This is a genomic window from Micromonospora sp. CNZ322 (genome assembly GCF_007827755.1).
On sequence record NZ_VITD01000004.1, the window covers coordinates 261,142 to 285,015 of the forward strand.

Genomic DNA, 23,874 nt, shown 5'->3' on the forward strand with positions numbered 1-23,874 from the left:
GGCCGGCTAGACGGGGAAACCCAGCAGGGCCTGTAGGGCGGGGGTACGCGGGCAGCGAGCCCGCCGTGCCCCGTCCAGCGTGTGGACCTCGGCAGCTCCGCGCAGCGACGAGGTGAACCACACGCCGTCCGCCGCGTGCAGTTCGGCGGTGCCGACCATCCGTTCGGCGGCGCCCAGGCCCAGCTCGCTCGCGTGGGCGAGCAGCCAGGCCGCGGTGGTGCCGGCGAGGATGCCGGTGCTGGCGGCCGGCACCGTGCAGAGCGTGTCGTCGGTGAGCCACACCACATTGGCGGTGGGGCCCTCCAGCGCGTACCCGTCGGAGGAGATCCAGAGCACGTCGTCCACGCCGGCCCGGCGGGCCCAGCGGCGGGCGGCGCTGCTGACCGCGTACGACGTGGACTTGATGCCGACCGGCAGCCAGGTCAGCCCACTGCGAGCGGCGGCGGGCAGCCCCAGCGGCAGGGTGGCCACAGTGATTCCGTCTCGCCGGGCGGCCCTGGAGGCCGCCGGCACCGGGGCCAGCGTGGCGTAGATGGTGGGCGGACCGCCGGCCTCCGGGCCTCGGGTGCAGACCAACCGAAGTGCCCCCTCCACAGCTGCTGGCCAGCCTGTCCGCACCTGATCCAGCAGGTCGATCAGCGCGCTGGTGGGGGGCAGTGGCAGCTCGACGGCGGCGGCCGCCGTGGCCAGGCGGGCCAGGTGTTCGTCGCGTAGCCACGGTTGGCAGCCCCGCAGGTGCATGGTCTCGAAGAGGCCGTCACCGTGCAGCACCCCGAGGTCGTCACCCCGAAGCACCGGGTCGCCGGGCGGCACCGGGCCATGCCCCAGGACGGCGATCCGCGCGGGCGGGTCGGCCGCGTTCTTCCCGACGGATGACCTCACCATGACCGTCGAGCGTAGCGGTGATCGATCGCGGTGCGGGGAACAGCCGGGTGGCCGAACTATGATCGGACGGTGTCCGAATCCTCCCTCGCGGAAATGCTGCGGGCCCGTGGGCTGCGGCTGACGGCCCAGCGGCAGCTCGTCCTCCAGGCGGTGCTCGATCTGGGCCACGCCACCCCGGAGCAGGTGCACACCGCGGTCCGGGAGGTCGCCGCCGGCGTCAACATCACCACCATCTACCGCACGCTCGAGCTGCTGGAACGGCTCGGTCTGGTCACCCACACGCACCTGTCGCACGGCTCACCGACCTATCACGCCGCCGGTGAACACCAACACGTCCACCTGGTCTGCCGGGAGTGTGGCGCGATCGACGAGATCGATCCGGAGCTGCTCCGCCCCCTCGCCGACCAGTTGGCCGCGCAGCGCGGGTTCCGGGTGGACATCGGGCACGTGTCACTCTTCGGCGTCTGCGTACGCTGCGAGAACGGGGACGAAAAATGATCGACATCGCGGGTGCGGTGGCCGTCGAGGGCATCGACGAGGCCAGCCGTGACCAGCCGGATCCGGCGCACGTCGCGGCCGGGGTGCGAGGGGTGGCCGCGCACTACGGCGACCCGCTGCGCGAGCAGCGCACCCTCGACACCGAGGTCGGTCTGGTCGACCGGTCGCATCGAGGGATCATCGCGGTGCCCGGGGAAGAACGGGCCAGTTGGCTGCACACTGTCACCTCGCAGCACCTGAACGCGCTGGCCGCCGGTGAGGGCACCGAGTTGCTGGTGCTGTCCCCGCACGGCCACATCGAGCAGCACGCCATGGTCGCCGAGGACGGCGAGACCACCTGGCTGGACACCGAGCCCGGTGCGACCCAGGGCCTGCTGACGTACCTGGAGAAGATGCGGTTCTTCAGCAAGGTCGAACCCCGCGACGCGACGGCCGAGCGCGCGCTGTTGTCGCTGGTCGGGCCGGCGGCCATTGAGGCGCTCGGCACGCTCGGCGTGACCGGGCTCGCCGCACCGGACGTGGTCGCGGTGCCGGGTCCGAAGTTCCCGCACGGTGCCGTGCCAGCCCGGGCGAGCGCTCGGTACGACGTACGACCGCTGTCGATCGGCGGCTGGGCCCGACGTGGTCCGCTCGGGGTGGACCTGCTGGTGCCCCGGTCGGCGATGGACCAGGTGGTGGCGGAGCTGCGCGGCGCCGGTGTGCCGGTCGCGGGGCTGTGGGCGTACGAGGCGATCCGGGTGGCCGCCCGGCAGCCCCGGGTCGGGGTGGACACCGACCACCGGACCATTCCGGCCGAGGTCGACCTGATCGCCCCGGCGGTGCATCTGGACAAGGGTTGCTACCGGGGGCAGGAGACTGTGGCGCGGGTGCACAACATGGGCCGGCCGCCGCGTCGCCTCGTACTGCTGCATCTGGACGGGGTGACCACCGATCAGCCGCCGGTGGCCGGTACGCCGGTGACCCTCGACGGCCGGGCGGTCGGCTTCGTCGGCACCGCCGTGCTGCACCACGAGCTGGGCCAGGTCGCTCTCGCGGTGCTGAAGCGGAACGTCCCGGACGACGCCGCGTTGCTGATCGGCGAGACCGCGGCGGCGATCGACCCGTCCTGAGCGGGCCGTCTAGGATCGCCGGCATGACGACAGGGACGTTGATCACGGTGGCCCCGACCGGCGCTGAGTCGGCCAAGGCGGAGGTGCCGGCGCTGCCGGTGACCCTCGACGAGTTGCTGCTCACCGCCAAGGAGTGCGAGGCGCTCGGCGCCGCCGTGATCCACGTCCACATCCGCGACGACGAGGCCAGGCCGACGCTCGACCCGGTGCGGCTGGCCGACACGGTGGCGGCTCTGCGGGAGAGCACCGACCTGATCGTGCAGCTCTCCTCCGGCGGCGCGGTGACCGACCCGGAGGCCGCCCGGCTCGCCGTGCTCGACGCCCGTCCGGACATGGCCTCCTGCACCATGGGCACTGTCAACTTCGGCGAGGACGTCTTCCTCAACCGCTGGGAGTTCATCGTCGACCTGCACACCCGGATGCAGGAACGCGGGATCGTGCCGGAGTACGAGATCTTCGACCTCGGCCACCTGTCCGCGTTGCAGCGGTTGCTCGGCAAGTACGGGCTGCCGGCCGGCGGGCACGTGCACGTCGACTTCGTGATGGGAGTGCCGGGCGGGATGCCGGGCAACACCCAGACCCTGGTCGCGGCCCACCGGATGCTGCGGGACCTGCCCGAGGGCACCACCTTCTCGGCCACCGGCGTCGGCCGGAGCACCATCGCGGTGCTGCTGGCCTCGCTGTCGACCGGCGGGCACCTGCGGGTCGGCATGGAGGACACGGTGACGTACGCGAAGGGCCGCCCGGTGGAGTCCAACATGCAGTTGGTCGCCCGCGCTGTGGGTTTCGCCCAGCTCGCTCAGCGCCCGCCGCTGACCACCACCGAGGCCCGCGAGCTGCTCGGGCTGTAAGGCCGGGTCTGTCCCGCGCCCCTGTCACCCGGGCGGTGGACCTCCTGGTCACCCCGCCGCCGGGCACCCCCGGACCGTCGGTACCGTCCAGCGCGTGACGAAGACGTACGAGGGCGGCGCGCCGCTCGCCGAGGTGGTCCGGTCCGGGTTCGTGGAGGGTGCGCACCGCGGCTCGGTGGTGGTGCTGGACGCCGCCGGTGTCGCGGTGGCGTCCGCCGGGGACGTGACCTCGCCGATCTTCCCTCGCTCGGCCAGCAAGCCGATGCAGGCGATCGGGATGCTCCGGGCCGGCCTGGCCCTGACCGACCCGGCCGACGTGGCGCTGGTCTCGGCGAGCCACGCCGGCGAGGAATTCCACCTGGCCCGGGTCGGTGCGCTGCTGGAGCGCGCCGGGTTGGACGCGTCGGCGTTGCACTGCCCGCCCGACCTGCCGGTGGGGGCCGCGGCCCGGGAGGCGGTGCTCCGGGCCGGTGGCGGCCCGAGCCGGGTGCAGATGAACTGCTCCGGCAAGCACAGCGGGATGCTGCTGACCTGCGAGGCCGCCGGTTGGTCCCGGGAGGGCTACTGGCGGCCGGAGCACCCGCTTCAGCAGCGGCTGCGGGCCGCCATCGAGGAGTTCACCGGCGAGCAGGCGGCGGCGGTGGGGGTCGACGGTTGCGGAGCCCCGGTCCTCGCGGTCTCGCTGGCCGGTCTGGCCGGGGCGTACCTCCGGCTGGTCGACGCCGAGCCCGGCTCGGTGCCGCGCACGGTGGCGGACGCGATGCGGGCGTACCCGGAGATCGTGGGTGGCACCCAGGCCGACGACACCCGGCTGATGCGGGGTGTCCCGGGGCTGCTGGCCAAGGTCGGTGCCGAGGGCGTGATCGCCGTGGCGCTGCCGGGCGTCGGCGCCGTCGCACTGAAGATCGACGACGGCGCCGACCGGGCCCGGATGCCGGTCCTGGTCTCCGCGCTGCGCCGGCTCGGCGTGGACGCTCCGGTGCTGACCGAGTACGCCGAGGTGCCGCTCTTCGGCGGCGGGGTCCCGGTCGGGGCGGTCCGCCCGCTCTGGTGAGACCACCGGTCCGCCGGTCGGTGGTCCGGCTGCCCGGCCCGGCGGCCAACTCCGGAACGAGCGCTATACCTCACAGGCATAAATATGACTCTGAGGTATAGCGCTCGTCGCGACGTCAGGCCCGTCGGCGGCGGTGGCGGCTAGCTCAGGAAGTCGAGCAGTGCGGCGTTGACCGGCTCCGGACGCTCCAGCGGCAGCAGGTGCGCGGCGTCCGGCACGTCGGGCAGTCGTACCGCGCCGGGGACCTCGGCGGCGATCCGGTCGGCGAGCCGACTGATGTCCGGCACGTCCGCGGCGCCCGCGGTGACCAGGACGGGGATCTTCAACTCACCGAGACGACCGATCGCCGGTGGCGACAGCTCTCCCACCTCGACCGCGCCGAGCGCGAGCTCGGCGGCGAGGGCACGCTGGTCCATCTCCTGCGCGAACGCGACCAGCTCCGTGTCGACGTCCTCCGGCTGGCGGCGCGGGCCGACCACCCAGAACCGCACCTCACCGGCCGCGCCGGCGACGAAGTCGTCCGGGTCGACCTCGCCGACCAGGCCGTCCCAGAGGTCGTTCGCCTCGTCGGACCACTCATTGCCGGAGACCGCCGTGTCGAACAGTGCGAGCGCGCTCACCCGGTCGGGGTGGGCCAGCGCGGTGTCGATGGCGACCGCCCCGCCGAAGGAGCAGCCGACCAGGGCAGCCCGGGGCAGGTCGAGCGCGTCCAGCAGCCCGGCCACGTCGTCGTGGTGCGTGAACGGGGTCGGCGGGAGCTCCGAGTCTCCGTAGCCGCGCAGGTCCGGGACGATCACCCGGTGCCGGGCGGCGAGCGCGGACACCTGTCCTCGCCACATCCGCCGGTCGGCGATTCCGGCGTGCAGCAGGACGACGGGCGAACCGGTGCCGGCCTCGTCGTACGCGATGCTTGCTCCATTGACTGTGATCTTGTGCACGGACGGACCGTACGGATCGGCCGAGCGGCGCGCAAACGGGGTCCTGAGACCTTGCTAACTATGGTTAGCGTTTTGCTTGCAACAGCTAGCGCGGGCGGTTAGCGTCGCTGCCATGGCCACACCCAAGGACCTTCCCGACGTCGGCGGGTTCATCCGCGATCTGCGGCGCAACGCCAAGATCTCGCTTCGGCAGCTCGCCGAGCAGGCGGGGGTCAGCAACCCGTACCTCAGCCAGATCGAGCGCGGCCTGCGCAAACCCAGCGCCGAGGTGCTCCAGCAACTGGCGAGCGCGCTGCGGGTCTCCACGCCGGCGATGTACCTGCGCGCCGGCCTGCTCGACGACAAGGAAGGCCACGGGGTGCTCGCCGCCATCGCCGTGGACGCCGACCTGACGATGGCGCAGAAGCAGTCGCTCAGTCAGATCTACGAGACGTTCCGCCGGGAGAACACCCGGCTGACCGAGGCCCAGGCCGAAGCCGAGGCGGCGCAGGCCGACCAGCCCGCCAGCCAGGCTGCGGACCTGGCCAATGTGGCCGCCACCGGCCCCACCACCGTGGGCGGCACCCCGACCGAGGCCGTGCTCGAGTCGGTTGCCGTCACCGAGGCGGGCACCGCCCCCGCCCCGGGCAGCACCACCATCCCCCAGAAGAAGAAGGCCGCCGAGGCGGCCGAAGAGGAGACGTCATGAGCGAGCCGAAGACCAACCGCATCCCCGCCCCGATCTACGCCGCAGCCGGCGCCGGTGAACTGGCCATCGAGCAGCTGCGCAAGCTGCCGGCCGTGGTCGGCGTCCTCAGCACCCGGGTCGTCGCCGACCTGGGTGGCCGGGCAGTGCTGACCGGCTTCGAGCTGAAGCAGAAGGCCACCGAGACGCTGCGCACCGCCAACGAGACCGCCGACCTGGCGAAGCTGCGCGAGGTGGCCGACATCGACAAGCTGCGCGCCGCCGCGACCCGTAACGCCGCCCTGGTGGTCGCGGGCGCCCAGGTCGCCCAGGAGCGCGCGTTCGCCGCGTACGGCGCGCTCGTCGCCCGGGGCGAGCGGGTCGTCGGTGCCGGCGTGCTGGAGGCCGCCGAGACGGTCAACGCCGACATCGAGGCCACCGAGGCCGTGACGCCGGCCACCACCGCGGCTGCCACCACCCCCACCGTTGCGGCCCCCGCCGACGCGCCGACCCCGGCCGACGTGGCCGAGATCGCCGAGGCCAAGCCGGCTGCGGTCAAGAAGGTCGCCCGCGCGCCGAAGGCTGCCAAGCCGGCCGAGACCCCGTCGGCGAAGCTCCCCCGGGCCACCAAGCGGACCCGCCCGGCCGCCGAGTAGCTCGTCGGGTCGACGACCCCGGCGGCGTCCTTGTCGGACGTAGCCGGGGTCGTGGACATAAACTGGCCGACATGGCCAACGCCGCGCCGATCTTCGCGTTCGAAGTCCGCTACGTGATCGAGCTGATCCTGCTCGTCTTCGCGCTGATCATCCAGGGTGTCGCGCTGGTGCACGCCGTCACGCAGCGCTCCGACGCCTTCCCCGCCATCGGGACGCTGCCCAAGGGCGGCTGGATCGCCATCCTGGCGGTCTGCCTGGTGCTCACCCTGCTCGGTTTCGGTCCGATCAGCCTCTTCGGACTGATCGGCATCGCCGCCGCGCTCATCTACCTGCTCGACGTACGGGTCGGTCTGCGCGACCTGAGTGACGGCAAAGGGTTCTGGTGAGAGGTTTTCGCTGGCCGCCCCCACCCGACAGCGGGCCCCGCACCTGGGGGCCCGGTCCGGGTGGGCCGCGTACCGGCAGGCCGGCACTGCCGGAGCCGGAGACCGAGCTGGTCACCACCCCGCACGGCGTACGGCTGGAGCGGCTGGTCACCGGCACCGGTGATCCGGTCACCGTGTTCGCGCACGGGCTGGGCAACGGCATCGCCACCACCCGCCCGTTCGGCAGTGGGGTGAACGGCCGCAAGGTGTTCTTCCAGTTCCGCGGGCACGGCCGCTCCGAAGCCCCGGACGGGCCGTGGGATTACCTGGACCTGGCCCGGGATCTACGGGCGATCGCCGACCTCGGCGGCGCCAGCCGGGCTTTCGGCGCCAGCCTCGGCGCGGGTGCCCTCTGCCGACTCCTCGTGGAGAGCCCGGAGCGTTTCGACAAGCTGGTCTTCTTCCTGCCGGCGGTCCTAGACGAGCCACGCGGGCCGCTCGCCCGGGAGCGCGTCACCGACCTGCTGGAGGCGGTGGAGAGCGGGGACGCCTCGGCGGTCGCCGACATCGTCACGCTGGAGTTGCCCCCGGCGGTGCGCAACACCCCGGCCGGCTGGGCCTACCTGCGACAACGGCTCGACCAACTGCTCCGCGACGGTCTGGCCGACGGTCTGGCCACGCTCACCGACCAGACCCCGCTGCGCCAGATCGGTGACCTGACGGCGGTCACCGCGCCGGCGTTGGTGATCGGTTGCGCGGGCGACGACCTGCACCCGGTCGAGGTCGCCGAGCGGCTCGCCGTCGCGCTGCCCCAGGCCACCCTGCACGTGTACGACCGGCCCGGCGTGCTCTGGTCGGAACGCGCCGATCTGCGCGACCGCATCTCCGGCTTCCTGAACGAGTAACCTGCCCTGTCATGGGCGTCACACAGCACGGCCGAACGCACCGGCTGGACCTTGCCGACCCGACACTGCGCGAATGGACGTGCACGGTCCTGCACTCCGATGCGGAGCAGGGCATCGTGCTGGACCGTTCGGCGTTCTACCCGGGCGGCGGTGGTCAACCCCCCGACCATGGCGTGCTGCTCTGGCAGGGCGTGCAGACCCGGATCGTCGGCACCCGCAAGGGCGACGACCCCTACCTGATTCCCGCCGAGGGTGACCCGCTGCCGCCGGTCGGCACCGAGGTCGTCGGCGCTGTGGAGGACGAACGCCGCACCCGGCTGATGCGTACCCACTCCGGGCTGCACGTGCTCTGCGGTGTGGTGTTCCGCGACTTCGGCGCGCTGGTCACCGGCGGCAACATGGAGCCGGGCGAGGCCAGGATGGACTTCAACCTCCCCGAGGTGCCCCCGGACTTCAAGAGCCGCATCGAGGAGCTGGTCAACGCCGAGGTGGCCGCCGACCGCTCGGTCGCCACCCGGGTGCTGCCGCGCACCGAGGCGCTGGCCCTGCCGGACATCATCCGTACCCAGTCCAACCTCATCCCGGCGGATGAGCAGGAGGTCCGGATCGTCGACATCGTCGGGCTGGACGTGCAGGCCGACGGCGGCACCCACGTCGCCTCCACCGCCCAGATCGGCAAGGTCCAGGTGGTCAAGGTGGAGAGCAAGGGCCGGGCCAACCGCCGGGTCCGGGTCCGACTGGTCGATTAGATCAAGTACTGAATTCGGACGTCGGTTGTCAGGTATTCCTGACAACGTCGCAGGCATGACACAACCGCTCACAGGAAAGATCGCGCTCGTCGCCGGCGCCACCCGTGGTGCCGGGCGGCAGATCGCTGTTCAGCTCGGCGCGGCCGGTGCCACGGTCTACGCCACCGGTCGCAGCACCCGGGCCGGCCGCTCCGAGATGGACCGACCGGAGACCATCGAGGAGACCGCCGAGCTGGTCAGCGCGGCCGGCGGCACCGGCATCGCCGTTCAGGTCGACCACCTGGTGCCCGAGCAGGTCCGTGACCTGGTCGCCCGGATCGACGCCGAGCAGGGCCAACTCGACGTGCTGGTGAACGACATCTGGGGCGGCGACCCACTGGTCACCTGGGAGAAGCCGGTCTGGGAGCAGCCGCTCGACGCCGGCTTCCGTACCCTGCGACTGGCCGTCGACACGCACATCATCACCAGCCACTTCGCCCTGCCGCTGCTGATCCGCAAGCCCGGCGGCCTGGTGGTGGAGATGGGCGACGGCACCAAGGCGTACAACGACGAGAACTACCGGCTGTCGGTCTTCTACGACCTGGCCAAGGTCTCGGTCAACCGGCTCGCCTTCAGCCAGGCGCACGAGCTGAAGCCGCACGGCTGCACGGCCGTGGCGCTCACCCCCGGCTGGATCCGTTCCGAGGCGATGCTGGAGCACTTCGGCGTGACCGAGGAGAACTGGCGCGACGGTGCCGCCACCGACCCGAACTTCCTCATCTCGGAGACCCCGGCCTTCGTCGGCCGGGCGGTGGCCGCGCTCGCCGCCGACGAGGAAAAGGCCCGCTGGAACGGCGAATCCGTCGACGCCGGCACCCTGTCCAAGGTGTACGGCTTCACCGACCTCGACGGCAGCCAACCCGAGGGTTTCCGCTACATCACCGAGGTGGTCGACGCGGGCAAGCCGGCGGACGTGGCCGGCTACCGGTAGAGCGCGGCGAGCCGGTCGGCGCTCTCCGCGAACAACCGCCGCAGCTCGGGTGGGTCGATGACCTCGACCTCGGGGCCGAGCCCCAGCAGTTGGTGGTACGCCACCTGGACCGACTCGACGGGCAGCCGCGTCACCACCCAGCCCTGCCCGTCGGGCGGGCTGGCGGCGGCGACCAGTTCGTCGTACACGAAAGGGGCATCGACCAGGTGGCGGAGCTGGCGCAGGCCGGCGGGGCTCAGCCGGACGGCGATCTCGGCCCGCAGCATGGTCCGCAGGAACGACCCGGCCTGCTCGCGCCAGTGCCCGGCCAGGTCGAAGCCCTCGTCGCGGTCGAAGTGCTCGTCGCCCACCTCGACCCCGGTGACCCGGTCCACCCGGTAGGTGCGCACGTCGTCGCCGACCCGGCCGACCAGATACCAGACCCCGCTCTTGAGCACCAGGCCGTACGGCTGGACCTGGCGGGTCGCCTCCCGGTCGCCGCGTCGGTAGCGCAGCTCCACCACCCGGTCGCCCCAGACCGCCCGGGCCAGCTCCGGCAGCCAGACCGGTGGCGCGGTCTCCCGGAACCAGCCCGGTACGTCCAGGTGGAACCGCTGTCCGGCACGGGCCGGCGCGTCGCGCAGGGCGGGTGGCAGCGCGGCGAGCACCTTCAGCTCGGCGGACGCGACCGCGTCGGCGAGCCCCATCTCCCCGGCCGGCCCGGGCAGCCCGGCGAGGAAGAGCGCCTCCGCCTCGTCCCGGGTCAGCCCGGTCAGTCGGGTGCGGTACCCGCCGAGCAGGCGGTAACCGCCGGCCCGCCCCCGGTCTGCGTAGACCGGCACGCCCGCCGCCGAGAGCGCCAGAACGTCCCGGTAGACGGTCCGCTCGGAGACCTCCAGCTCCTGAGCCAGCTCGCTCGCGGTCATCGACCCGCGCGACTGCAACAGCAACAGCAACGAGATCAGTCGGGACGCGCGCACCCGCCCATCCTGCCCGGTGCCGCTCACCGCCCGCCGGGCGTCAGCAACCCCCGGTCGTACGCGGTGGCCACCGCGGCAGCCCGGTCGTTGACCCCCAGCTTGGCGTACAGGTGCAGCAGGTGCGTCTTGACGGTGGCCTCGCTGATGAACAGGCGGGTCGCCGCCTCCCGGTTGGAGGCACCCCGGGCCACCAGGGTGAGCACCTCCAGTTCCCGTTGACTGAGCGGCTCCTCGGCGGGAGCGCGCAGCCGGCCCATCAGCCGGCCGGCGACGCTCGGCGCGAGCACCGACTCACCCCGGGCCGCGGCCCGGACCGCCCGGACCAGATCCTCCCGAGGTGTGTCTTTGAGCAGGTAACCGGTCGCGCCGGCCTCGATCGCCGGCAGCACGTCCGCGTCCGTGTCGTAGGTGGTGAGCACCAGCACCCGGGCGGTGCTGCCGGCGCGAGCCAGCCTGCCGATGGCGGTCACCCCGTCCATGCCGGGCATCCGCAGATCCATCAGCACCACGTCCGGCCGCAGCGTCGCGACCAGGACCAATGCCTCCGAGCCGTCCGCCGCCTCGCCCACCACCTCGAAATCGGGGTCGCCGGTGAACATCCCCCGCAGGCCGTCCCGCACCACCGGATGGTCGTCGACGATCAGCAGTCGAACCGGGGCGGTCAACCGGCACCTCCGGGTAGCGCGGGGACGGACGCCGAGATGGCGGTGCCGCTGCCCGGCTCAGATTCGACGGCCAACTCGCCACCGACCCGGGTCACCCGTTGCCGCATGGCGGTCAGACCGTACCCGCCGCCCGGCTCACGGGGCAGCGGCTGGTCGGTGAGGTCGAAGCCCGCCCCGTCGTCACGGACGTCAAGCGTCACCACGTCCGCCATGTACGACAGGGTCAGCCCGACCCGTGACGCGGCGGCGTGCCGGGCCACGTTGGACAGCGCCTCCTGGGCGGCCCGTAGCAGGGTCACCTCGACCTCCGGGTGCAGTGGGCGGGGCGTGCCGGTGGTGGCCACGTCGGCCCGTACCCCGTTCAGGGCCGACCAGCGTCCGCCCAGCTCGACGAGGGCGTCCGGTAGCCGGGCCGTCTCCAACGGTTCCGGACGGACCGCCTGTACCGAACGGCGGGCCTCGGTGAGGCTCTCCCGGGCCAGGGCGAGCGCGTTGTCGACGTGGCGGCGCCAGTCGGCGGACCGGTCGCGGGTCTGCTCGGCCGCCTCCAACTGGGTGATGATGCCGGTCAACCCCTGCGCCAGGGTGTCGTGGATCTCGCGCGCCATCCGTTGCCGTTCGTCCAGCACGCCGGCCTCCCGGGCCTGGGTGAGTAGTTGGGCGTGCAGCCCGGCGTTCTCACTGGCCGTCTCGGTGAGTTGGCGGTTGGCGTCGCCGAGTTCCGCCACCAATCGCTTGCGTTTGGCGTCCTCCTGTTCGGCGATCATTGCGAACCAGGTCACCGAGCCGGCGACCACCAGATTGAACAGCACCAGCACCAGCCAGAGCGGCCAGTGCGACACCGCCACCGACAGACCACCGCCCTGAGATGTGGCGACGAGGGTGGCCGTGGTGACCACGCCGACGACCCGCCAGCGCCCGGGCAGCACCGGAAAGGCGTGGATGTAGCCGATCCAGGCGAAAAAGCCGTACCACGGGCTGGCGGCCACCAGCGCGGCGGCGAACGTGAGCAGGCCGGCGTAGTAGACAGCCATCAGCGTGCGCCGGCTCTGCCAGCCGGGGTGCACTGTGACGAACCAGGCGACCCAGCATCCGGCCGCCACGGCGACGGCGAGGGTGGGCAGCGCCCCGAGGTGCTGGGGTGCCGGTGCGACGAGGGCCAGCAGGGTGCCCAGGGTCAGACCCCCGAAGGGGAGCACGCGATAGAGGGCCGCCTCGCGCTCTCGCCAACTGGTCAGACGGTCGTGCCCACCGTTGCAGGTCATCGCATCTCCGCTCACTCCCAGCGGAACAGTTTCGCCGCGCCGGCGCCGGCCGACACGGCGATCACCGCCATTATCGCCAGGTGCAGCGGTTGCGGCGACGTGCCGGTCCAGGCGTCGAGGAGCGCCTGCACCCCGGGCGGCGTGTAGTCGCCGATCCGCGCCACGACGTCCGGGAGCAGGAACCGGGGCAGGTAGACCCCGCCGAAGAACATGGTGACCAGGAACAGCGGCACGGCCAGGGCCTGTGCCGCCTTCGGCGTCCGGGCCACGGCGGCGACCAGCAGGCCGAGCGACAGCAGGGCGGCCGTGCCGAGGATGAACGCCAGCGTGAAGCCGAGCGGGTGCCGGGGGAACGGCACCCCGAACGCCAGCCGGGCGACCACGATGAGCAGCAGCGCGCTGGCCAGAATCCCGGCCAGGGCCAGCACCAGTTGGGCGGCGAGCAGGGCCGCCGGGTGCGCCGGGGTGGTCGCCAGCCGACGCAGTACGCCGCGTTCCCGGTAGGTGGCGAGCACCGAAGGCAGGGTGTTCACCCCGACCATGGCGAGGGTGACCACCAGCAGCGACGGGGCGAAATAGCTGACGAAGGTCTGCCCGTCGAAGGTCGGATCCGGCTTGCGAAGCGAGGGGATCAGCCCCAGCACCACCAGGATCAGTGTGGGCAGCCCGATCGTGGTGAGAAGCGTCGGCAGGTCTCGCAGGTAGAGGCGCGCCTCGGTTCTCAGGATGTTGCGGAAGGCGTGCATGCTGGCTCCCTCTCAGTTGGCGGGCCGGTGCCCGGTCAGCTCGACGAAGGCGTCGTCGAGGGTGGACTGCTCCAGCCGCAGGTCCGCGGCGACGATCTGGTGGCGGGCGAACACCGAGGTGACCGCGTGCAGCAACTCACCGGTGCCGGTCACCACCACCTGGCTGCCGGTTCGCTGCACGGCGGACACCTCGGGCAGATCGGTGAGGAGCCGGTCGTCGACCGGAGCCGAGGGCCGGAACCGGATCCGCTGCTCCGGAGCCACCGTCGACACCAGGCCCGCCGGGCTGTCCAGGGCGACCACCCGACCCCGGTCGATCACCGCGACCCGGTCGCAGAGCCGCTCGGCCTCCTCCATGAAGTGGGTGACCAGCACGATCGTCACCCCGCTGTCGCGGACCTGTTCGATGAGGCCCCAGGTGTCCCGGCGGGCCTGCGGGTCCAGCCCGGTGGTCAGCTCGTCGAGGATGGCGATCTCCGGGTTACCCACCAGGGCCAGCGCGATGGAGAGCCGCTGCTTCTGACCGCCGGAGAGCTTCTTGTACGCGGTGTTCCGCTTGTCGCCGAGGCCCAGCTTGTCGATCAGCTCGTCGGGGTCGGCCGGGTTGCGGTAGAACGAGGCGTACAGCTCCAGTGCCTCGGCCACCCGCAACCGGTCCGGCAGTTGACTCTCCTGGAGTTGCACCCCGACCCGCTGGCGTAGCTGGGCCGCGTCCCGGCGGGGGTCGAGCCCGAGGACCGACACCCCACCCCCGTCTGGGACACGCAGCCCGGCGACACACTCCACGGTGGTGGTCTTGCCAGCGCCGTTCGGACCGAGGACGCCGAAGATCTCTCCGGCCTCCACGGCGAGCGACACGTCGTCCACCGCCACCAGGTCGCCGTACCGCTTCTTCAGGTGGGTCACCTCGATGACCGACATCGTGCCGCCTTCCGCCGCCGCTGACTTCGTACCCTTCAAGGGTTGTCGGGGTGGCTCGCCGGCGAATCGACCGGTCGGCGACGAACCTCGGCGTCCCCGGTGGATCACTGCCGTCCGTCAACCGGTTGATGTGTACGTGGTAAGTCGCTGCTAGCGCTCCGCCCGGCGGATGCGAGCACGGCTGGTTAGGCTGCTCGATCGTGGATGCCAGCAGAATCGCCAGCCCGGTGACCGGGGTCGTCGGACGCTTCCTCGCCGGGGCGGGGCTGCTCCTGCGTGGGTTGGGCCTCTACGTCCGCAGCCCGGGGCTGATGCTGCTCGGCATCGTGCCGGCGCTGATCTCCGGCGTGCTCTTCCTGGCCGCGCTCGCCACGCTCGTGTACTTCGTGGACGACCTCGCCGCGCTCGTCACCCCGTTCGCCGACGACTGGTCGAGCACCGGCCGCAGCCTGGTCCGGGTGATCGCTGGGCTGGCCTTCCTGGGGCTCGGCGGCCTGCTTGGCGTGCTCGCCTTCACCGCTGTCACCCTGGTCATCGGCGACCCGTTCTACGAGAAGATCTCCGAGCAGGTCGAGCAGCGGTACGGCGGCACGCCGGGCGCGGTGGACGTGCCCTTCTGGTCGTCGCTGCGCCGCAGCCTCGCCGACTCGGTACGCCTGGTGGCGCTCACGGCGCTGGTCGGCATCCCGCTCTTCGTCGCCGGCTTCATCCCGGTGGTCGGCCAGACGGTCGTCCCGGTCATCGGGGCGGCCGTGGGTGGGTGGTTCCTCGCCGTGGAGTTGGTCGGTGCACCCTTCTACCGACGGGGGATGCGGCTGCCGCAGCGCCGGACGATCCTGAAGGCCGACCGACCCACAGCGCTCGGCTTCGGAGTGGCCGTCTTCCTCTGCTTCCTGATTCCGCTCGGCGCCGTGCTGATCATGCCGGCCGCGGTCGCCGGTGCCACGCTGCTGGCCCGTCGCTCGATGGGCCAGCCGATCGAGGAGAGCTGACATGGAGATCACCCTGGTCGAGGGGGACATCACCGCCCAGCGGGTGGACGCCGTCGTGAACGCCGCGAACTCGTCCCTGCTCGGCGGCGGTGGGGTCGACGGTGCCATCCACCGGCGCGGCGGGCCGGCGATCCTGGCCGAGTGCCGGGCGCTGCGTGCGTCCCGCTACGGCAGGGGTCTGCCCACCGGTCAGGCGGTGGCGACCACGGCCGGGGAGCTACCGGCCCGCTGGGTGATCCACACCGTCGGGCCGGTCTGGTCGGCCAGCGAGGACCGGTCGGCGCTGTTGCGCGACTGCTACGCCAACAGCCTCGCGGTGGCCGACGAGGTGGGCGCGGCCACGGTGGCCTTTCCGCTGATCTCCGCCGGTATCTACGGGTGGCCGGTCGACGACGCGGTCGGTCAGGCGCTGGCGGTGCTGCGCGCGGCCACCCCGGCCACCGTCACCGAGGCCCGGCTGGTGCTCTTCGGCGCCGACACCCACGCCGTCGCCCGCCAGGTCTTCGACAACCCCGTCACCTAGGGGCTGGGTCGGCGAGCCTCCAGCTTGATCATCGGCGGCGGTAGTAGCTGCCTCGATACCCGCTCAGGTGGGAGTGTCGCTGGTGAGCCGTATGCCTGAGAGTCATATCTATGCCTCAGAGGTATATCGCTCACCGGAGCGACACCGCCCCGCCGGACGCGGAGGCCCAGGGGTGGTTGGCGGTCAGGTCAGGTCGGCCAGGCAGCTCCACTCGGCTGCCACCGGGCGGTAGCCCAACCGGGTGTTGATCGCGAGCATCGGCCCGTTCGCCTCGTCGTTCGAGGTGTACGCGACGCGCACACCGTTCGCGGCGGCCCGGTGCAGCGCGGCCGTCTTGGTGAGCCGGGCGAGGCCCCGCCCCCGGTACGCCGGGAGACTGCCGGTGAAGTCCGACCACATCCGGTCCCCGTCCCGCTTCACCAGGCTGAAGGCGGCGACCTCACCATCGACTTCGGCGGCGATGCTCGCCGTCTTGTCCAGACCGAGGTTGTCCCAGACGTCGTACTGCCAGCTCTCGTAGCTGATCGAGTCGACCGGCACGTCGCCCGGCTCGTCGGCGGCTGCGGCCACGTCGGCCGCGTACAGCCGGTGCGGGTCGAGGTCGGAGATCGGGAGCAGCCGTACGCCCGGGGGCGGGTCGGGCAGCGCGGGTGCCGGATTCAATTCGAGCGCAGAGAAGCGCAGCTCGCGACTGGGCTCGTAGCCGTGCCGACGGGCGAACGGCAGCGCGTCCGGCTGGGCGAAGGCGCGGAGCCGGCGGACCCCCAGCGGGGCGAGGTGACCGGTCGCGGTCGTCAGCAGCGCGGTGCCGATGCCGCGCCGCCGGTGCTCGGGGTGGACGTGCAGGAGGGTGATGTCACCGAAGTTCGCCGTCGAGGTCGAGGCGTTGCGTTGGGCCGTCACCCAACCGACGACCTGGGCATCGACCTCGGCCACGAAGGCGACCCAGTCCCTGCCCGGTACCGGTTCGGCGATCATTTTCCGGGTCGACTCGACCCCCCGCACCTGGTACGGGTAGACGATCGCCCGCAGGGCCACCACGCCCGCAGCGTCGTCCGGCTGCGCCACCCGAATACGCATGTCAGGCCCCCATCCGTACGGCGGCGACGGCCTCGACCTCGACGAGCTGGTCGGTGTAGCCGAGCACGGCCACCCCGAGCAACGTGCTGGGCGGATCATGGTCGCCGAAGAAGTCCCGCACCACCTCCCAGACGGTCACCAGGTCCTTCTGCTGCGACGACGCCACGTAGACAGTGGTCTTGACGACGTCGGTCAGCCGCGCGCCGGCCGCGTCGAGAGCGGTCTCCAGGTTCGTCATCACCTGCCGGGCCTGCCCGGCGTGATCGCCCGGCGCGACGGTGCGCCCCTCGGCGTCCAGCGGGCACGCCCCGGCGGTGAACACCAACCCGGCAGGCGACTCGACGGTGGCCGCGTACGCGTACTCGGCGACATCGGACAGGGCGGGGACGTGCAGAAGCGCGACATGATCCGGCATGTCGGCGAGGCTAATGACGATCGGGCTCCCGGTCGACGAATTAACGCTGCACACCTGCGCTGGCGGCGGAAAAAGCAATGAACAGGTCTGCGAGTGACGCGAAGCAGACCAGGGGAAATGTGAGAGGACTACTCGTCAAACTCGTCGCTACCGGTGCCACAGCTGGCGCGATCCTGGTCGGGACGGCAGGCGCGGCGCTCGCCCAGCCGACCGATCCGACCCAGCCACCGCCTCAGGTCAGCAACATCGACATCAACCCGGGCAACGTGCCCACCACCGCGGCCGCGTTCACTCAGAACTGCGACCCGAACCTCGGCGGTGGGCCGTTCCCGGACCAGGACGTGTGGGTGTTCAACCTGCCGGGCAACCCGGCGACCTCCGGTCAGTTCGTCACGGTCACCGGCACCTGGAGCATCCCGAACGACGGCACCGTGACCCGGACGATCCCCACCGACGGTGGGGCGATCGTCAACGACATGGGCACCAGCAAGGCGTGGATCCGGCTGCCCGCCGGCTGGACACTGACCGACGCCACCGCGGTGATCACCGGTACGGCGGAGTTCTTCGTGCTGACCCATACCTGTGCCGCCAGCGGTCAACCCACCACGCCGCCGCCCACCACGCCGCCGCCCACCACGCCGCCGCCCACCACGCCGCCCACGGCGACCCCGACGAAGAGCCACCTGCCGATCACCGGTACGTCGGCGGGCAGTGGGTTGATTCCGATGGCCATCCTCGGCATCGGTGCGGTGGCGCTCGGCGCCACGTTGATCGCGGTGCGCCGCCGCCGGGACGCGGAAGGCTGATCGGCCAGCACGGGCATCGGACCCGGAACTGCTAGCGGGTCCCGGGGGCTCTCCTCGTAGAGGAGGGCCCCCGGCTACGCCGAGGCGCGGCGGATCAGCTCGGTGGGGAGCATGACCGCCTGCTCGATGCTCTCCCCGGCGGCCAGCCGGAGCAGTTGGCGGGTCATCCGGCGGCCGAGTTCCACGATCGGCTGCCGGACGGTGGTCAGCGGCGGCTCGGTGTAGGCGGCGGTCTCGATGTCGTCGAAGCCGACCACCGCCACGTCGTCGGGCACCCGCCGACCTGCCTCGCGCAGCGTCCGCAGGGCGGCGTGCGCCATCAGGTCGGAGGCGGCGAAGACGCCGTCGAGGTCGGGATGCTCGGCGAGCAGGCGGCGCATCGCCGCCGACCCGGATTCCCGGGTGAAGTCACCGATGGCGATCAGCTCGGGCAGCCCCGCGTCGGCGACAGTGCTGCGGTAACCGCTGAGCCGTTCGATCCCGGCGACCATGTCCTGTGGCCCGGCGATGGTCGCGATCCGTCGACGACCGCTGTCGATCATGTGCCGGACGGCCGCGGTCACCCCGGCCACGTGGTCGACGTCGACGTACGGGACGGGCACGTCGCCGAGCGGGCGGCCGCTGACCACCACCGGGATGCCGAGTCGGGCAAGCGTGCCGGGCAGCGGGTCGGCACCGTGCAGCGACGCGAAGAGCACGCCGTCGACGTGCCGGCCGGTGGTGTACCGCTCGACCCGGTGGTGCCCGGCCGGCGAGCCGGCGAGCATCAGCACCAGTTGCTTGTCGGCCGCCTCCAGCTCCTGGCTGACGCCCCGGATGATGCCGGGGAAGACCTGGTCGTCGGAGAAGACCCGGGTGGCCGCCTCCGGCATGACCAGGGCGATCGAGTCGGTGCGCTGGGTGACCAGGCTGCGGGCCGCCAGGTTGGGGACGTACCCCAGCTCGGCGACCGCCCGGGCGACCGCCTCGCGGATCGGTTCGGCAACGGTGGTGGAGCCGTTGACCACCCGGGAAACAGTGGCGCGGGACACTCCGGCCCGCGCTGCCACCGCTTCGAGCGTCGGCCGCTGCGCCGTCGTCATCGCGCTTTCCCCCCGCTCGTCACAGCCCGTTCCGGGAGATCACCTCCTGGTACCACCGGGCGCTGGCCTTCGGTGTGCGCCGCTGGGTCAGGTAGTCGACGTGCACGATCCCGAACCGCTTGCGGTAACCCTCCGCCCACTCGAAGTTGTCCAGGAATGACCATACGAGATAACCGCGCAGGTCCACGCCCCGGGAGATCGCCTCGTGCGCCGCACGGAGATGCCCGTCGAGGTAGGCGATGCGATCGGCGTCGATCACCTGCGTCGGCCCGTCGGGCGAGTCGGCGCCGGGCTTGTCGGGGAACGCCGCACCGTTCTCGGTGATCAGCAGCGGCACTCCGGGGTAGTCGGCGGCGATCCGCTCCAGCAGCCGGGTGAGCCCGGCCGGTTCGATCATCCAACCCATGTCGGTGAGCGGTCCGGCCGGCGGCAGGAAGTGCACAGCGCCCTCGGTGCCCGGATACGCGCCGTTGCCGGCGCCGTCGGGCCGACCGGCCACGTAACTCGGGGCGTAGTAGTTGATGCCGAGCAGGTCGATCGGGGCGGCGATCACCTTCTCGTCGCCGTCGCGGATGAACGTCGGTTCGACGATCCGGGCCACGTGCTCCCGGACGTCGTCCGGGTAGCCGCCGGCCAGCAGCGGGTCGAGGAAGATCCGGTTGTGTAGGCCGTCGACCAGGCGGACCGCGGCGGCGTCGGCCGCGCTCTGCGGGTCGGCCGGGCGTACGTCGGCCGGGTTGACTGTGATGCCCACGCTGCGCGCGCCGGCCGCCCGCAACGCCCGCGCCGCCAGGCCGTGCCCCAACAGCAGATGGTGTACGGCGGTGAAGGCCGCCGCCGGATCCTGCTCGCCCGGAGCGTGCAGGCCGTTGGCGTAACCGAGGTAGGCCGAGCACCACGGCTCGTTGAGCGTGGTCCACACGTCGATCCGGTCGCCGAGGCGGGCGTACACCGCGGTGGCGTAGGTGGCGAAGTGTTCGGCGGTGTCCCGGTTGGTCCAGCCACCCCGGTCACCCAGGGCCTGCGGCAGATCCCAGTGGTAGAGGGTGACGATCGGGTCGATTCCCCGGTCGAGCAGCGTGTCGGTGAGCCGATCGTAGAAGTCCAGCCCACGGGGGTTGGCCGGGCCGGTGCCGTCGGGTTGGATTCGCGGCCAGGCGACCGAGAACCGGTACGCCCGCAGGCCCAGCTCGGCCATCAGCGCCACGTCGTCGGCGTACCGGTGGTAGTGGTCGCAGGCGACGTCGCCGGTGTGGCCCTGGTAAACCTTGCCCGGCGTACGGCTGAAGGTGTCCCAGATGGACGGACCGCGACCGTCGTCGCGGGCCGCACCCTCAATCTGGTACGCGGCGGTGGCCGCCCCCCAGAGGAAGTGTTCGGGAAACCGGATCTCGTTGCTGGACCGGTTGGTTGGCTCGCTCCGCTCGTTCACGCCTTGACCGCACCTTCCATGATTCCGCCGATGATCTGCCGGCCGAACAACACGAAGACCAGTAGCAGGGGCAGCGTCGCGATGGCCGTTCCGGTGAACACCTGCGACATGTCCTGGTAATACCCGTCCGACAGTGCTCGTAGGGACAGCTGCACTGTCGGATTCGCCGGATCGTTCAATACAGCGTACGGCCAGAGGAAGTCGTTCCAGGTGGTCATGAAGGTGAGCAGACCGAGGACTGCGGCGGCGGGACGCAGGGCGGGCACCACGACGTGCCACCAGATCCGGGCGGTGCCACAGCCGTCCATCCGGGCGGCCTCGATCAGTTCGTCGCTGATGGCCTGGCCGGCGTACTGCCGCATCATGAACACCCCGAACCCGGTGACCAGCACGGGGACGATGACCGCGGGCAGCCGGTCGTTCCAGTGCAGCTTGGTCATGAGCAGGTAGAGCGGGATCACGCCGAGCTGCGTCGGCACCATCATGGTCGCGATGATCACCAGCAGCATGGCGTTGCGGCCACGGAACCTGAGCTTGGCGAAGGCGAACCCGGCCAGGCTGGAGAAGAACACCACGGAGACGGTTACCGTGGTGGCCACGATCGCCGAGTTGATCAGGCCGGTCAGGAAGTACGCGTCGGTGTTGTCGAACAGGCGGGCGATGTTCGCGCCCAGGTTGCCGCCGGGAGTGACCGGGGGTGGCAGTTGGCCCATCGCGTCGTTGCTGCGGCTGGCGACGACGAACATCCACCAGATCGGGAAGACCGACAGGCCGGCGGCGACGACCAGGGCGAGGTAGGTGAGCGGGCTGGCCCGCCAGAGCCGGCTCATCGCGCCGCTCCCTTCTGCGGTCGGTTCCCGCCGCCGAGTCGGCGCAGGATCAGAACGTTGACCGCCGCGACGATCGCGATGAGCGCGAAGAGCAGCCAGGCCACGGCCGAGCCGTACCCGAAGTTGTAGTGCGGGGCGAAGGCGTTCTCGAACATGTACATGGTCAGGGTCTGCGACTCGCGCAGCGGTCCGCCCCGGATCGGGTTGGTGCCGGAGTGGAACATCCGGGGCTCGGTGAAGAGTTGCAGGCCGCCGATGGTGGCGATGATGGTGCAGAAGATGATCGTCGGTTTGAGTAGCGGCACGGTGACCGACCAGAACTGTCGGGCCCGGTTGGCGCCGTCGATCGCCGCCGCCTCGTACAGGTCGCGGGGGATGGCCTGCATGGCGGCCAGCAGGATCAGCGCGTTGTAGCCGGTCCACCGCCAGTCGACCATGGCGGAGATGGCCACCCAGGAGGCCAGCCGGTTGGACTTCCAGCCGATCGGATCCATCCCGACCAGGTCGAGCAGCCAGTTGATCATGCCGAACTCGCGGCCGAAGAGCACCCCGAACACGATCGCCACCGCGGCGGTGGACGTGACGTTGGGGACGAGCACCGCCATCCGCCAACCGGTGCGTGCCCGCAGGCCGCGGTTGAGCAGGTTGGCCAGCCAGAGCGCGGCGAGCAACTGCGGCACCGTGGAGATCACGAAGATGCCCAGCGTGTTGACAAGCGCGTGCCAGAAGTCGGTGTCGGCGAGCAGCCGGGTGTAGTTCTCCGCCCCGACGAAGGGGTGGTCGGCGCCGAGCAGGTCCCAGTCGTGCAGCGACACCCAGAAGGTGTAAGCCAGCGGGTACGCCCCGAAGATGCCGAAGATCAGGAAGAACGGGGCGATGTAGAGGTACGGCGAGAAGCGGGTGTCGAATCGACTGAGCCGACCCGAGGATTGGCGGGGGTTACCGCTTGCCGGTGTGGCCGGCGGACGGGCGTCGAGCTGGACGGTCATGCCCGAGGACTCCTTTCCGTCGTGCGGGCGGGACCTCTGCTTCCGAGGCCCGCCCGCACGCTCGCTCGGGGCTACTTGGCGGCGGCCTTCTTCGCGTTGGTCACCGCGTCGGTCCAGCCCTGCGCGGGGTTGCGCTGACCCAGCTCCACGGTCCGTACGGCGTTCTCCACCTCGGTCCGTACGGCCTGGTTCTTCGGGCCCATGTAGACCGGCTTCAGGCTCTTCGCGCCGGTGCCGAAGATGGCGCCGACCGGTGCCCCCGAGAAGTACGCGTTGGTCGCGCCGGTGATCGCCGGGTCGTCGAGCGCCTGCGGCGAGGAGGGCAGCGGACCCTTGGCCTTGAACGCCCCGATCTGCCCCTTGGCGCTGGTCAGGAACTTGGCTAGCTTGATCGCCTCGGCCTGGTGCTTGCTCTGCTTGGGAACGGCGAGGTGCGATCCGCCCCAGTTGCCGCCGTTGCCCGGCACTCGGGCGATGTCCCACTTGCCCTGTGCGTCAGCGCCGGCGTTGGCCTCGATGACGCCGGTCATCCAGGCGGGGCAGGCGATGGTGGCGAACTTCGACTGCTTGAAGGCGGACACCCACTCCTCCGACCAGGAGCCGTACTTGCCGGAGAGGCCCGAGTCGATGATGTCCATAGTGGTGTCGTAGGCCTGCCGCACGGCCGGGTTGCTGTCGACGACCAGCTTCTCGCTGGTGTCGTAGTAGCTGTAGCCGGTCGTGTTGCCGGCGGTCTGCAGCAGGATGGTGTTGAAGGTGTTGGTCGCCCCGTCGAGGAAGGACGCGCCGGTCTTCGCCGCGGTGAACCGCTCGCCGGTGGCGATGTAGTCCGGCCAGGTGGGCCAGAGCTTCGAGACCGCGTCCCGTTCGGTGGGCAGGCCGGCCTTCTGGAAGAGGTCCTTGCGGTAGCAGATGGCGATCCCGCCGACGTCGGTGCCGAGGCCGATGAGCTGCTTGCCATCGGCGGTCAGACCGGCGTTCCACTTCCACTCCAGGAAGTTGCCCTTGAGGTCGGCGGCGCCGTGGTCCAGCAGGTTGACGAAGTTCGCCGGATTGGCCTTGTACTCGACCAGCAGACCCTCCTCGATGGCCACCACGTCGCCGGCGCCCCGGCCCGCGGCTAGCCACTGCGTGAGCTTCGGCGAGTACTCGTCGAGGTTGGTGCCGGTGCCGCGCTCGACGATCTTCACGCCGGGGTTGGCGGTCATGTACTCCTGGTAGAGCTGCTCGTAGCCGAACTGGCCGAAGACGTCGACGGTCAGGGTGACCGGTCCGTCGCCCGGCTCGTCACTGCCGCCGCAGCCAGCGGTGACGAGCAGGGCGGTGGCGGCGGCGAGGGCCACCGCGGCGAGGCGGCGGCGCGGGAAGACAGCCATGGTTTATCGACCTCTCTCAAGGCGGGCGGGTGATGGCAGATGGCTAAGAGAGCGCTCTCACGACAGGGTGGTGGGTCGTCAACCCGCTGTCAAGAGAGCGCTCTCTCAGCGTTGTGGTCCCGTGATGGACGGCCACCGGAGCACAGCGC

27 protein-coding genes are annotated in these 23,874 nt (G+C 71.4%); 13 read left to right on the forward strand and 14 right to left on the reverse strand.

Features of this window, described 5'->3' with window-relative positions; translation table 11 throughout:
- Positions 1 to 6: 6 nt before the first annotated feature.
- Positions 7 to 885 (reverse strand): aminotransferase class IV, encoded by an 879-nt coding sequence (locus FB453_RS12575; protein WP_145790049.1) that lies wholly within the window; start codon positions 883 to 885, stop codon positions 7 to 9.
- A gap of 69 nt (positions 886 to 954) precedes the next feature.
- Here FB453_RS12575 and FB453_RS12580 point away from each other — a divergent pair, with 69 nt between their 5' ends.
- From FB453_RS12580 to FB453_RS12595, 4 genes are all read left to right on the forward strand, one after another.
- Positions 955 to 1,383, forward strand: a complete 429-nt coding sequence (locus FB453_RS12580) for a Fur family transcriptional regulator (protein WP_091402843.1) — start codon at positions 955 to 957, stop codon at positions 1,381 to 1,383.
- Positions 1,380 to 2,492 carry a CAF17-like 4Fe-4S cluster assembly/insertion protein YgfZ gene (gene ygfZ, locus FB453_RS12585; protein ID WP_145790051.1) on the forward strand — a complete coding sequence of 371 codons (1,113 nt, stop codon included), beginning with the start codon at positions 1,380 to 1,382 and terminating at the stop codon, positions 2,490 to 2,492. The genes FB453_RS12580 and ygfZ overlap by 4 nt, the downstream gene beginning before the upstream one ends.
- A 23-nt stretch (positions 2,493 to 2,515) precedes the next feature.
- The gene (locus FB453_RS12590; RefSeq protein ID WP_145790053.1) at positions 2,516 to 3,343 is read left to right on the forward strand and encodes a beta-keto acid cleavage family enzyme; all 828 of its coding nucleotides are present in this window, start codon (positions 2,516 to 2,518) and stop codon (positions 3,341 to 3,343) included.
- 94 nt (positions 3,344 to 3,437) lie between these two features.
- The gene (locus FB453_RS12595; protein ID WP_112584201.1) at positions 3,438 to 4,397 is read left to right on the forward strand and encodes an asparaginase; all 960 of its coding nucleotides are present in this window, start codon (positions 3,438 to 3,440) and stop codon (positions 4,395 to 4,397) included.
- A gap of 140 nt (positions 4,398 to 4,537) precedes the next feature.
- On the opposite strand, the gene FB453_RS12600 is transcribed toward FB453_RS12595, so the two are convergent.
- The gene (locus tag FB453_RS12600; protein WP_112733609.1) at positions 4,538 to 5,335 is read right to left on the reverse strand and encodes an alpha/beta fold hydrolase; all 798 of its coding nucleotides are present in this window, start codon (positions 5,333 to 5,335) and stop codon (positions 4,538 to 4,540) included.
- 112 nt (positions 5,336 to 5,447) lie between these two features.
- On the opposite strand from FB453_RS12600, the gene FB453_RS12605 reads away from it, so the two are divergent.
- The 6 genes from FB453_RS12605 (at position 5,448) to FB453_RS12630 (ending at position 9,644) form a co-directional block, all read left to right on the forward strand.
- Entirely contained in the window at positions 5,448 to 6,023 is a 576-nt protein-coding gene (locus tag FB453_RS12605) for a helix-turn-helix domain-containing protein (RefSeq protein WP_112622381.1), read from the forward strand.
- Positions 6,020 to 6,655, forward strand: coding sequence for a hypothetical protein (locus FB453_RS12610; RefSeq protein WP_091402826.1), 636 nt, complete (start codon positions 6,020 to 6,022; stop codon positions 6,653 to 6,655). The genes FB453_RS12605 and FB453_RS12610 overlap by 4 nt, the downstream gene beginning before the upstream one ends.
- 71 nt (positions 6,656 to 6,726) lie before the next feature.
- Positions 6,727 to 7,041, forward strand: coding sequence for a DUF2516 family protein (locus FB453_RS12615; RefSeq protein ID WP_030327754.1), 315 nt, complete (start codon positions 6,727 to 6,729; stop codon positions 7,039 to 7,041).
- Positions 7,038 to 7,925 (forward strand): alpha/beta fold hydrolase, encoded by an 888-nt coding sequence (locus FB453_RS12620; protein WP_091402823.1) that lies wholly within the window; start codon positions 7,038 to 7,040, stop codon positions 7,923 to 7,925. Before FB453_RS12615 ends, FB453_RS12620 begins: the two co-directional genes overlap by 4 nt.
- An 11-nt stretch (positions 7,926 to 7,936) precedes the next feature.
- On the forward strand, positions 7,937 to 8,674 hold the full coding sequence (locus FB453_RS12625) for an alanyl-tRNA editing protein (protein ID WP_145790055.1): 738 nt from the start codon (positions 7,937 to 7,939) through the stop codon (positions 8,672 to 8,674).
- A 55-nt stretch (positions 8,675 to 8,729) separates the two neighbouring features.
- Positions 8,730 to 9,644, forward strand: a complete 915-nt coding sequence (locus tag FB453_RS12630; protein ID WP_145790057.1) for an SDR family oxidoreductase — start codon at positions 8,730 to 8,732, stop codon at positions 9,642 to 9,644.
- On the opposite strand, the gene FB453_RS12635 is transcribed toward FB453_RS12630, so the two are convergent.
- The 5 genes from FB453_RS12635 to FB453_RS12655 are packed head-to-tail and all read right to left on the reverse strand — an operon-like array spanning position 9,635 to position 14,200.
- On the reverse strand, positions 9,635 to 10,603 hold the full coding sequence (locus FB453_RS12635; RefSeq protein ID WP_145790059.1) for a helix-turn-helix transcriptional regulator: 969 nt from the start codon (positions 10,601 to 10,603) through the stop codon (positions 9,635 to 9,637). The two genes, FB453_RS12630 and FB453_RS12635, sit on opposite strands and share 10 nt — an antisense overlap.
- A 23-nt stretch (positions 10,604 to 10,626) precedes the next feature.
- Positions 10,627 to 11,268 (reverse strand): response regulator transcription factor, encoded by a 642-nt coding sequence (locus FB453_RS12640; RefSeq protein ID WP_145790062.1) that lies wholly within the window; start codon positions 11,266 to 11,268, stop codon positions 10,627 to 10,629.
- Positions 11,265 to 12,533, reverse strand: coding sequence for a sensor histidine kinase (locus FB453_RS12645; RefSeq protein WP_186718239.1), 1,269 nt, complete (start codon positions 12,531 to 12,533; stop codon positions 11,265 to 11,267). Before FB453_RS12645 ends, FB453_RS12640 begins: the two co-directional genes overlap by 4 nt.
- An 11-nt stretch (positions 12,534 to 12,544) precedes the next feature.
- On the reverse strand, positions 12,545 to 13,279 hold the full coding sequence (locus FB453_RS12650) for an ABC transporter permease (RefSeq protein ID WP_145790066.1): 735 nt from the start codon (positions 13,277 to 13,279) through the stop codon (positions 12,545 to 12,547).
- A 12-nt stretch (positions 13,280 to 13,291) separates the two neighbouring features.
- On the reverse strand, positions 13,292 to 14,200 hold the full coding sequence (locus FB453_RS12655) for an ABC transporter ATP-binding protein (RefSeq protein WP_145790068.1): 909 nt from the start codon (positions 14,198 to 14,200) through the stop codon (positions 13,292 to 13,294).
- 200 nt (positions 14,201 to 14,400) lie between these two features.
- On the opposite strand from FB453_RS12655, the gene FB453_RS12660 reads away from it, so the two are divergent.
- Both FB453_RS12660 and FB453_RS12665 read left to right on the forward strand, forming a co-directional pair.
- Entirely contained in the window at positions 14,401 to 15,192 is a 792-nt protein-coding gene (locus FB453_RS12660) for an EI24 domain-containing protein (RefSeq protein ID WP_145790070.1), read from the forward strand.
- Between the two features lies 1 nt (position 15,193).
- Positions 15,194 to 15,715, forward strand: a complete 522-nt coding sequence (locus FB453_RS12665; protein WP_145790073.1) for an O-acetyl-ADP-ribose deacetylase — start codon at positions 15,194 to 15,196, stop codon at positions 15,713 to 15,715.
- A gap of 183 nt (positions 15,716 to 15,898) precedes the next feature.
- Here FB453_RS12665 and FB453_RS12670 read toward each other — a convergent pair whose 3' ends face one another.
- Together FB453_RS12670 and FB453_RS12675 are read right to left on the reverse strand one after the other, a co-directional pair.
- Complete coding sequence (locus tag FB453_RS12670; RefSeq protein ID WP_145790075.1) at positions 15,899 to 16,795, reverse strand: GNAT family N-acetyltransferase; 897 nt, start codon at positions 16,793 to 16,795, stop codon at positions 15,899 to 15,901.
- Position 16,796: 1 nt separating this feature from the next.
- Positions 16,797 to 17,210, reverse strand: a complete 414-nt coding sequence (locus FB453_RS12675; protein WP_145790078.1) for a RidA family protein — start codon at positions 17,208 to 17,210, stop codon at positions 16,797 to 16,799.
- Positions 17,211 to 17,329: 119 nt separating this feature from the next.
- On the opposite strand from FB453_RS12675, the gene FB453_RS12680 reads away from it, so the two are divergent.
- On the forward strand, positions 17,330 to 18,016 hold the full coding sequence (locus FB453_RS12680; protein ID WP_145790080.1) for a hypothetical protein: 687 nt from the start codon (positions 17,330 to 17,332) through the stop codon (positions 18,014 to 18,016).
- A gap of 74 nt (positions 18,017 to 18,090) precedes the next feature.
- Here the strand turns inward: FB453_RS12680 and FB453_RS12685 are convergent, their stop codons facing one another.
- The 5 genes from FB453_RS12685 to FB453_RS12705 all read right to left on the reverse strand — a co-directional run bounded on the left by FB453_RS12685 (position 18,091) and on the right by FB453_RS12705 (position 23,725).
- A complete protein-coding gene (locus tag FB453_RS12685) occupies positions 18,091 to 19,098 on the reverse strand; it encodes a LacI family DNA-binding transcriptional regulator (RefSeq protein ID WP_145790082.1) in 1,008 nt (335 codons plus the stop codon).
- A 19-nt stretch (positions 19,099 to 19,117) separates the two neighbouring features.
- Positions 19,118 to 20,530 (reverse strand): GH1 family beta-glucosidase, encoded by a 1,413-nt coding sequence (locus FB453_RS12690; RefSeq protein WP_145790085.1) that lies wholly within the window; start codon positions 20,528 to 20,530, stop codon positions 19,118 to 19,120.
- On the reverse strand, positions 20,527 to 21,360 hold the full coding sequence (locus FB453_RS12695; protein WP_112699824.1) for a carbohydrate ABC transporter permease: 834 nt from the start codon (positions 21,358 to 21,360) through the stop codon (positions 20,527 to 20,529). The genes FB453_RS12690 and FB453_RS12695 overlap by 4 nt, the downstream gene beginning before the upstream one ends.
- The gene (locus FB453_RS12700) at positions 21,357 to 22,349 is read right to left on the reverse strand and encodes a carbohydrate ABC transporter permease (RefSeq protein WP_145790087.1); all 993 of its coding nucleotides are present in this window, start codon (positions 22,347 to 22,349) and stop codon (positions 21,357 to 21,359) included. Before FB453_RS12700 ends, FB453_RS12695 begins: the two co-directional genes overlap by 4 nt.
- A 71-nt stretch (positions 22,350 to 22,420) precedes the next feature.
- The gene (locus tag FB453_RS12705; protein ID WP_145790089.1) at positions 22,421 to 23,725 is read right to left on the reverse strand and encodes an extracellular solute-binding protein; all 1,305 of its coding nucleotides are present in this window, start codon (positions 23,723 to 23,725) and stop codon (positions 22,421 to 22,423) included.
- Between the last annotated feature and the right edge of the window lie 149 nt (positions 23,726 to 23,874).

Excerpts from the sequence above, each read along its gene's own strand:
- FB453_RS12575 (WP_145790049.1), bottom strand. The coding sequence starts at position 885 with ATGGTGAGGTCATCCGTCGGGAAGAACGCGGCCGACCCGCCCGCGCGG.
- ygfZ (WP_145790051.1), top strand. The coding sequence starts at position 1,380 with ATGATCGACATCGCGGGTGCGGTGGCCGTCGAGGGCATCGACGAGGCC.
- FB453_RS12590 (WP_145790053.1), top strand. The coding sequence starts at position 2,516 with ATGACGACAGGGACGTTGATCACGGTGGCCCCGACCGGCGCTGAGTCG.
- FB453_RS12605 (WP_112622381.1), top strand. The coding sequence starts at position 5,448 with ATGGCCACACCCAAGGACCTTCCCGACGTCGGCGGGTTCATCCGCGAT.
- FB453_RS12610 (WP_091402826.1), top strand. The coding sequence starts at position 6,020 with ATGAGCGAGCCGAAGACCAACCGCATCCCCGCCCCGATCTACGCCGCA.
- FB453_RS12615 (WP_030327754.1), top strand. The coding sequence starts at position 6,727 with ATGGCCAACGCCGCGCCGATCTTCGCGTTCGAAGTCCGCTACGTGATC.
- FB453_RS12625 (WP_145790055.1), top strand. The coding sequence starts at position 7,937 with ATGGGCGTCACACAGCACGGCCGAACGCACCGGCTGGACCTTGCCGAC.
- FB453_RS12630 (WP_145790057.1), top strand. The coding sequence starts at position 8,730 with ATGACACAACCGCTCACAGGAAAGATCGCGCTCGTCGCCGGCGCCACC.
- FB453_RS12645 (WP_186718239.1), bottom strand. The coding sequence starts at position 12,533 with ATGACCTGCAACGGTGGGCACGACCGTCTGACCAGTTGGCGAGAGCGC.
- FB453_RS12650 (WP_145790066.1), bottom strand. The coding sequence starts at position 13,279 with ATGCACGCCTTCCGCAACATCCTGAGAACCGAGGCGCGCCTCTACCTG.
- FB453_RS12655 (WP_145790068.1), bottom strand. The coding sequence starts at position 14,200 with ATGTCGGTCATCGAGGTGACCCACCTGAAGAAGCGGTACGGCGACCTG.
- FB453_RS12665 (WP_145790073.1), top strand. The coding sequence starts at position 15,194 with ATGGAGATCACCCTGGTCGAGGGGGACATCACCGCCCAGCGGGTGGAC.
- FB453_RS12670 (WP_145790075.1), bottom strand. The coding sequence starts at position 16,795 with ATGCGTATTCGGGTGGCGCAGCCGGACGACGCTGCGGGCGTGGTGGCC.
- FB453_RS12675 (WP_145790078.1), bottom strand. The coding sequence starts at position 17,210 with ATGCCGGATCATGTCGCGCTTCTGCACGTCCCCGCCCTGTCCGATGTC.
- FB453_RS12685 (WP_145790082.1), bottom strand. The coding sequence starts at position 19,098 with ATGACGACGGCGCAGCGGCCGACGCTCGAAGCGGTGGCAGCGCGGGCC.
- FB453_RS12695 (WP_112699824.1), bottom strand. The coding sequence starts at position 21,360 with ATGAGCCGGCTCTGGCGGGCCAGCCCGCTCACCTACCTCGCCCTGGTC.
- FB453_RS12700 (WP_145790087.1), bottom strand. The coding sequence starts at position 22,349 with ATGACCGTCCAGCTCGACGCCCGTCCGCCGGCCACACCGGCAAGCGGT.
- FB453_RS12705 (WP_145790089.1), bottom strand. The coding sequence starts at position 23,725 with ATGGCTGTCTTCCCGCGCCGCCGCCTCGCCGCGGTGGCCCTCGCCGCC.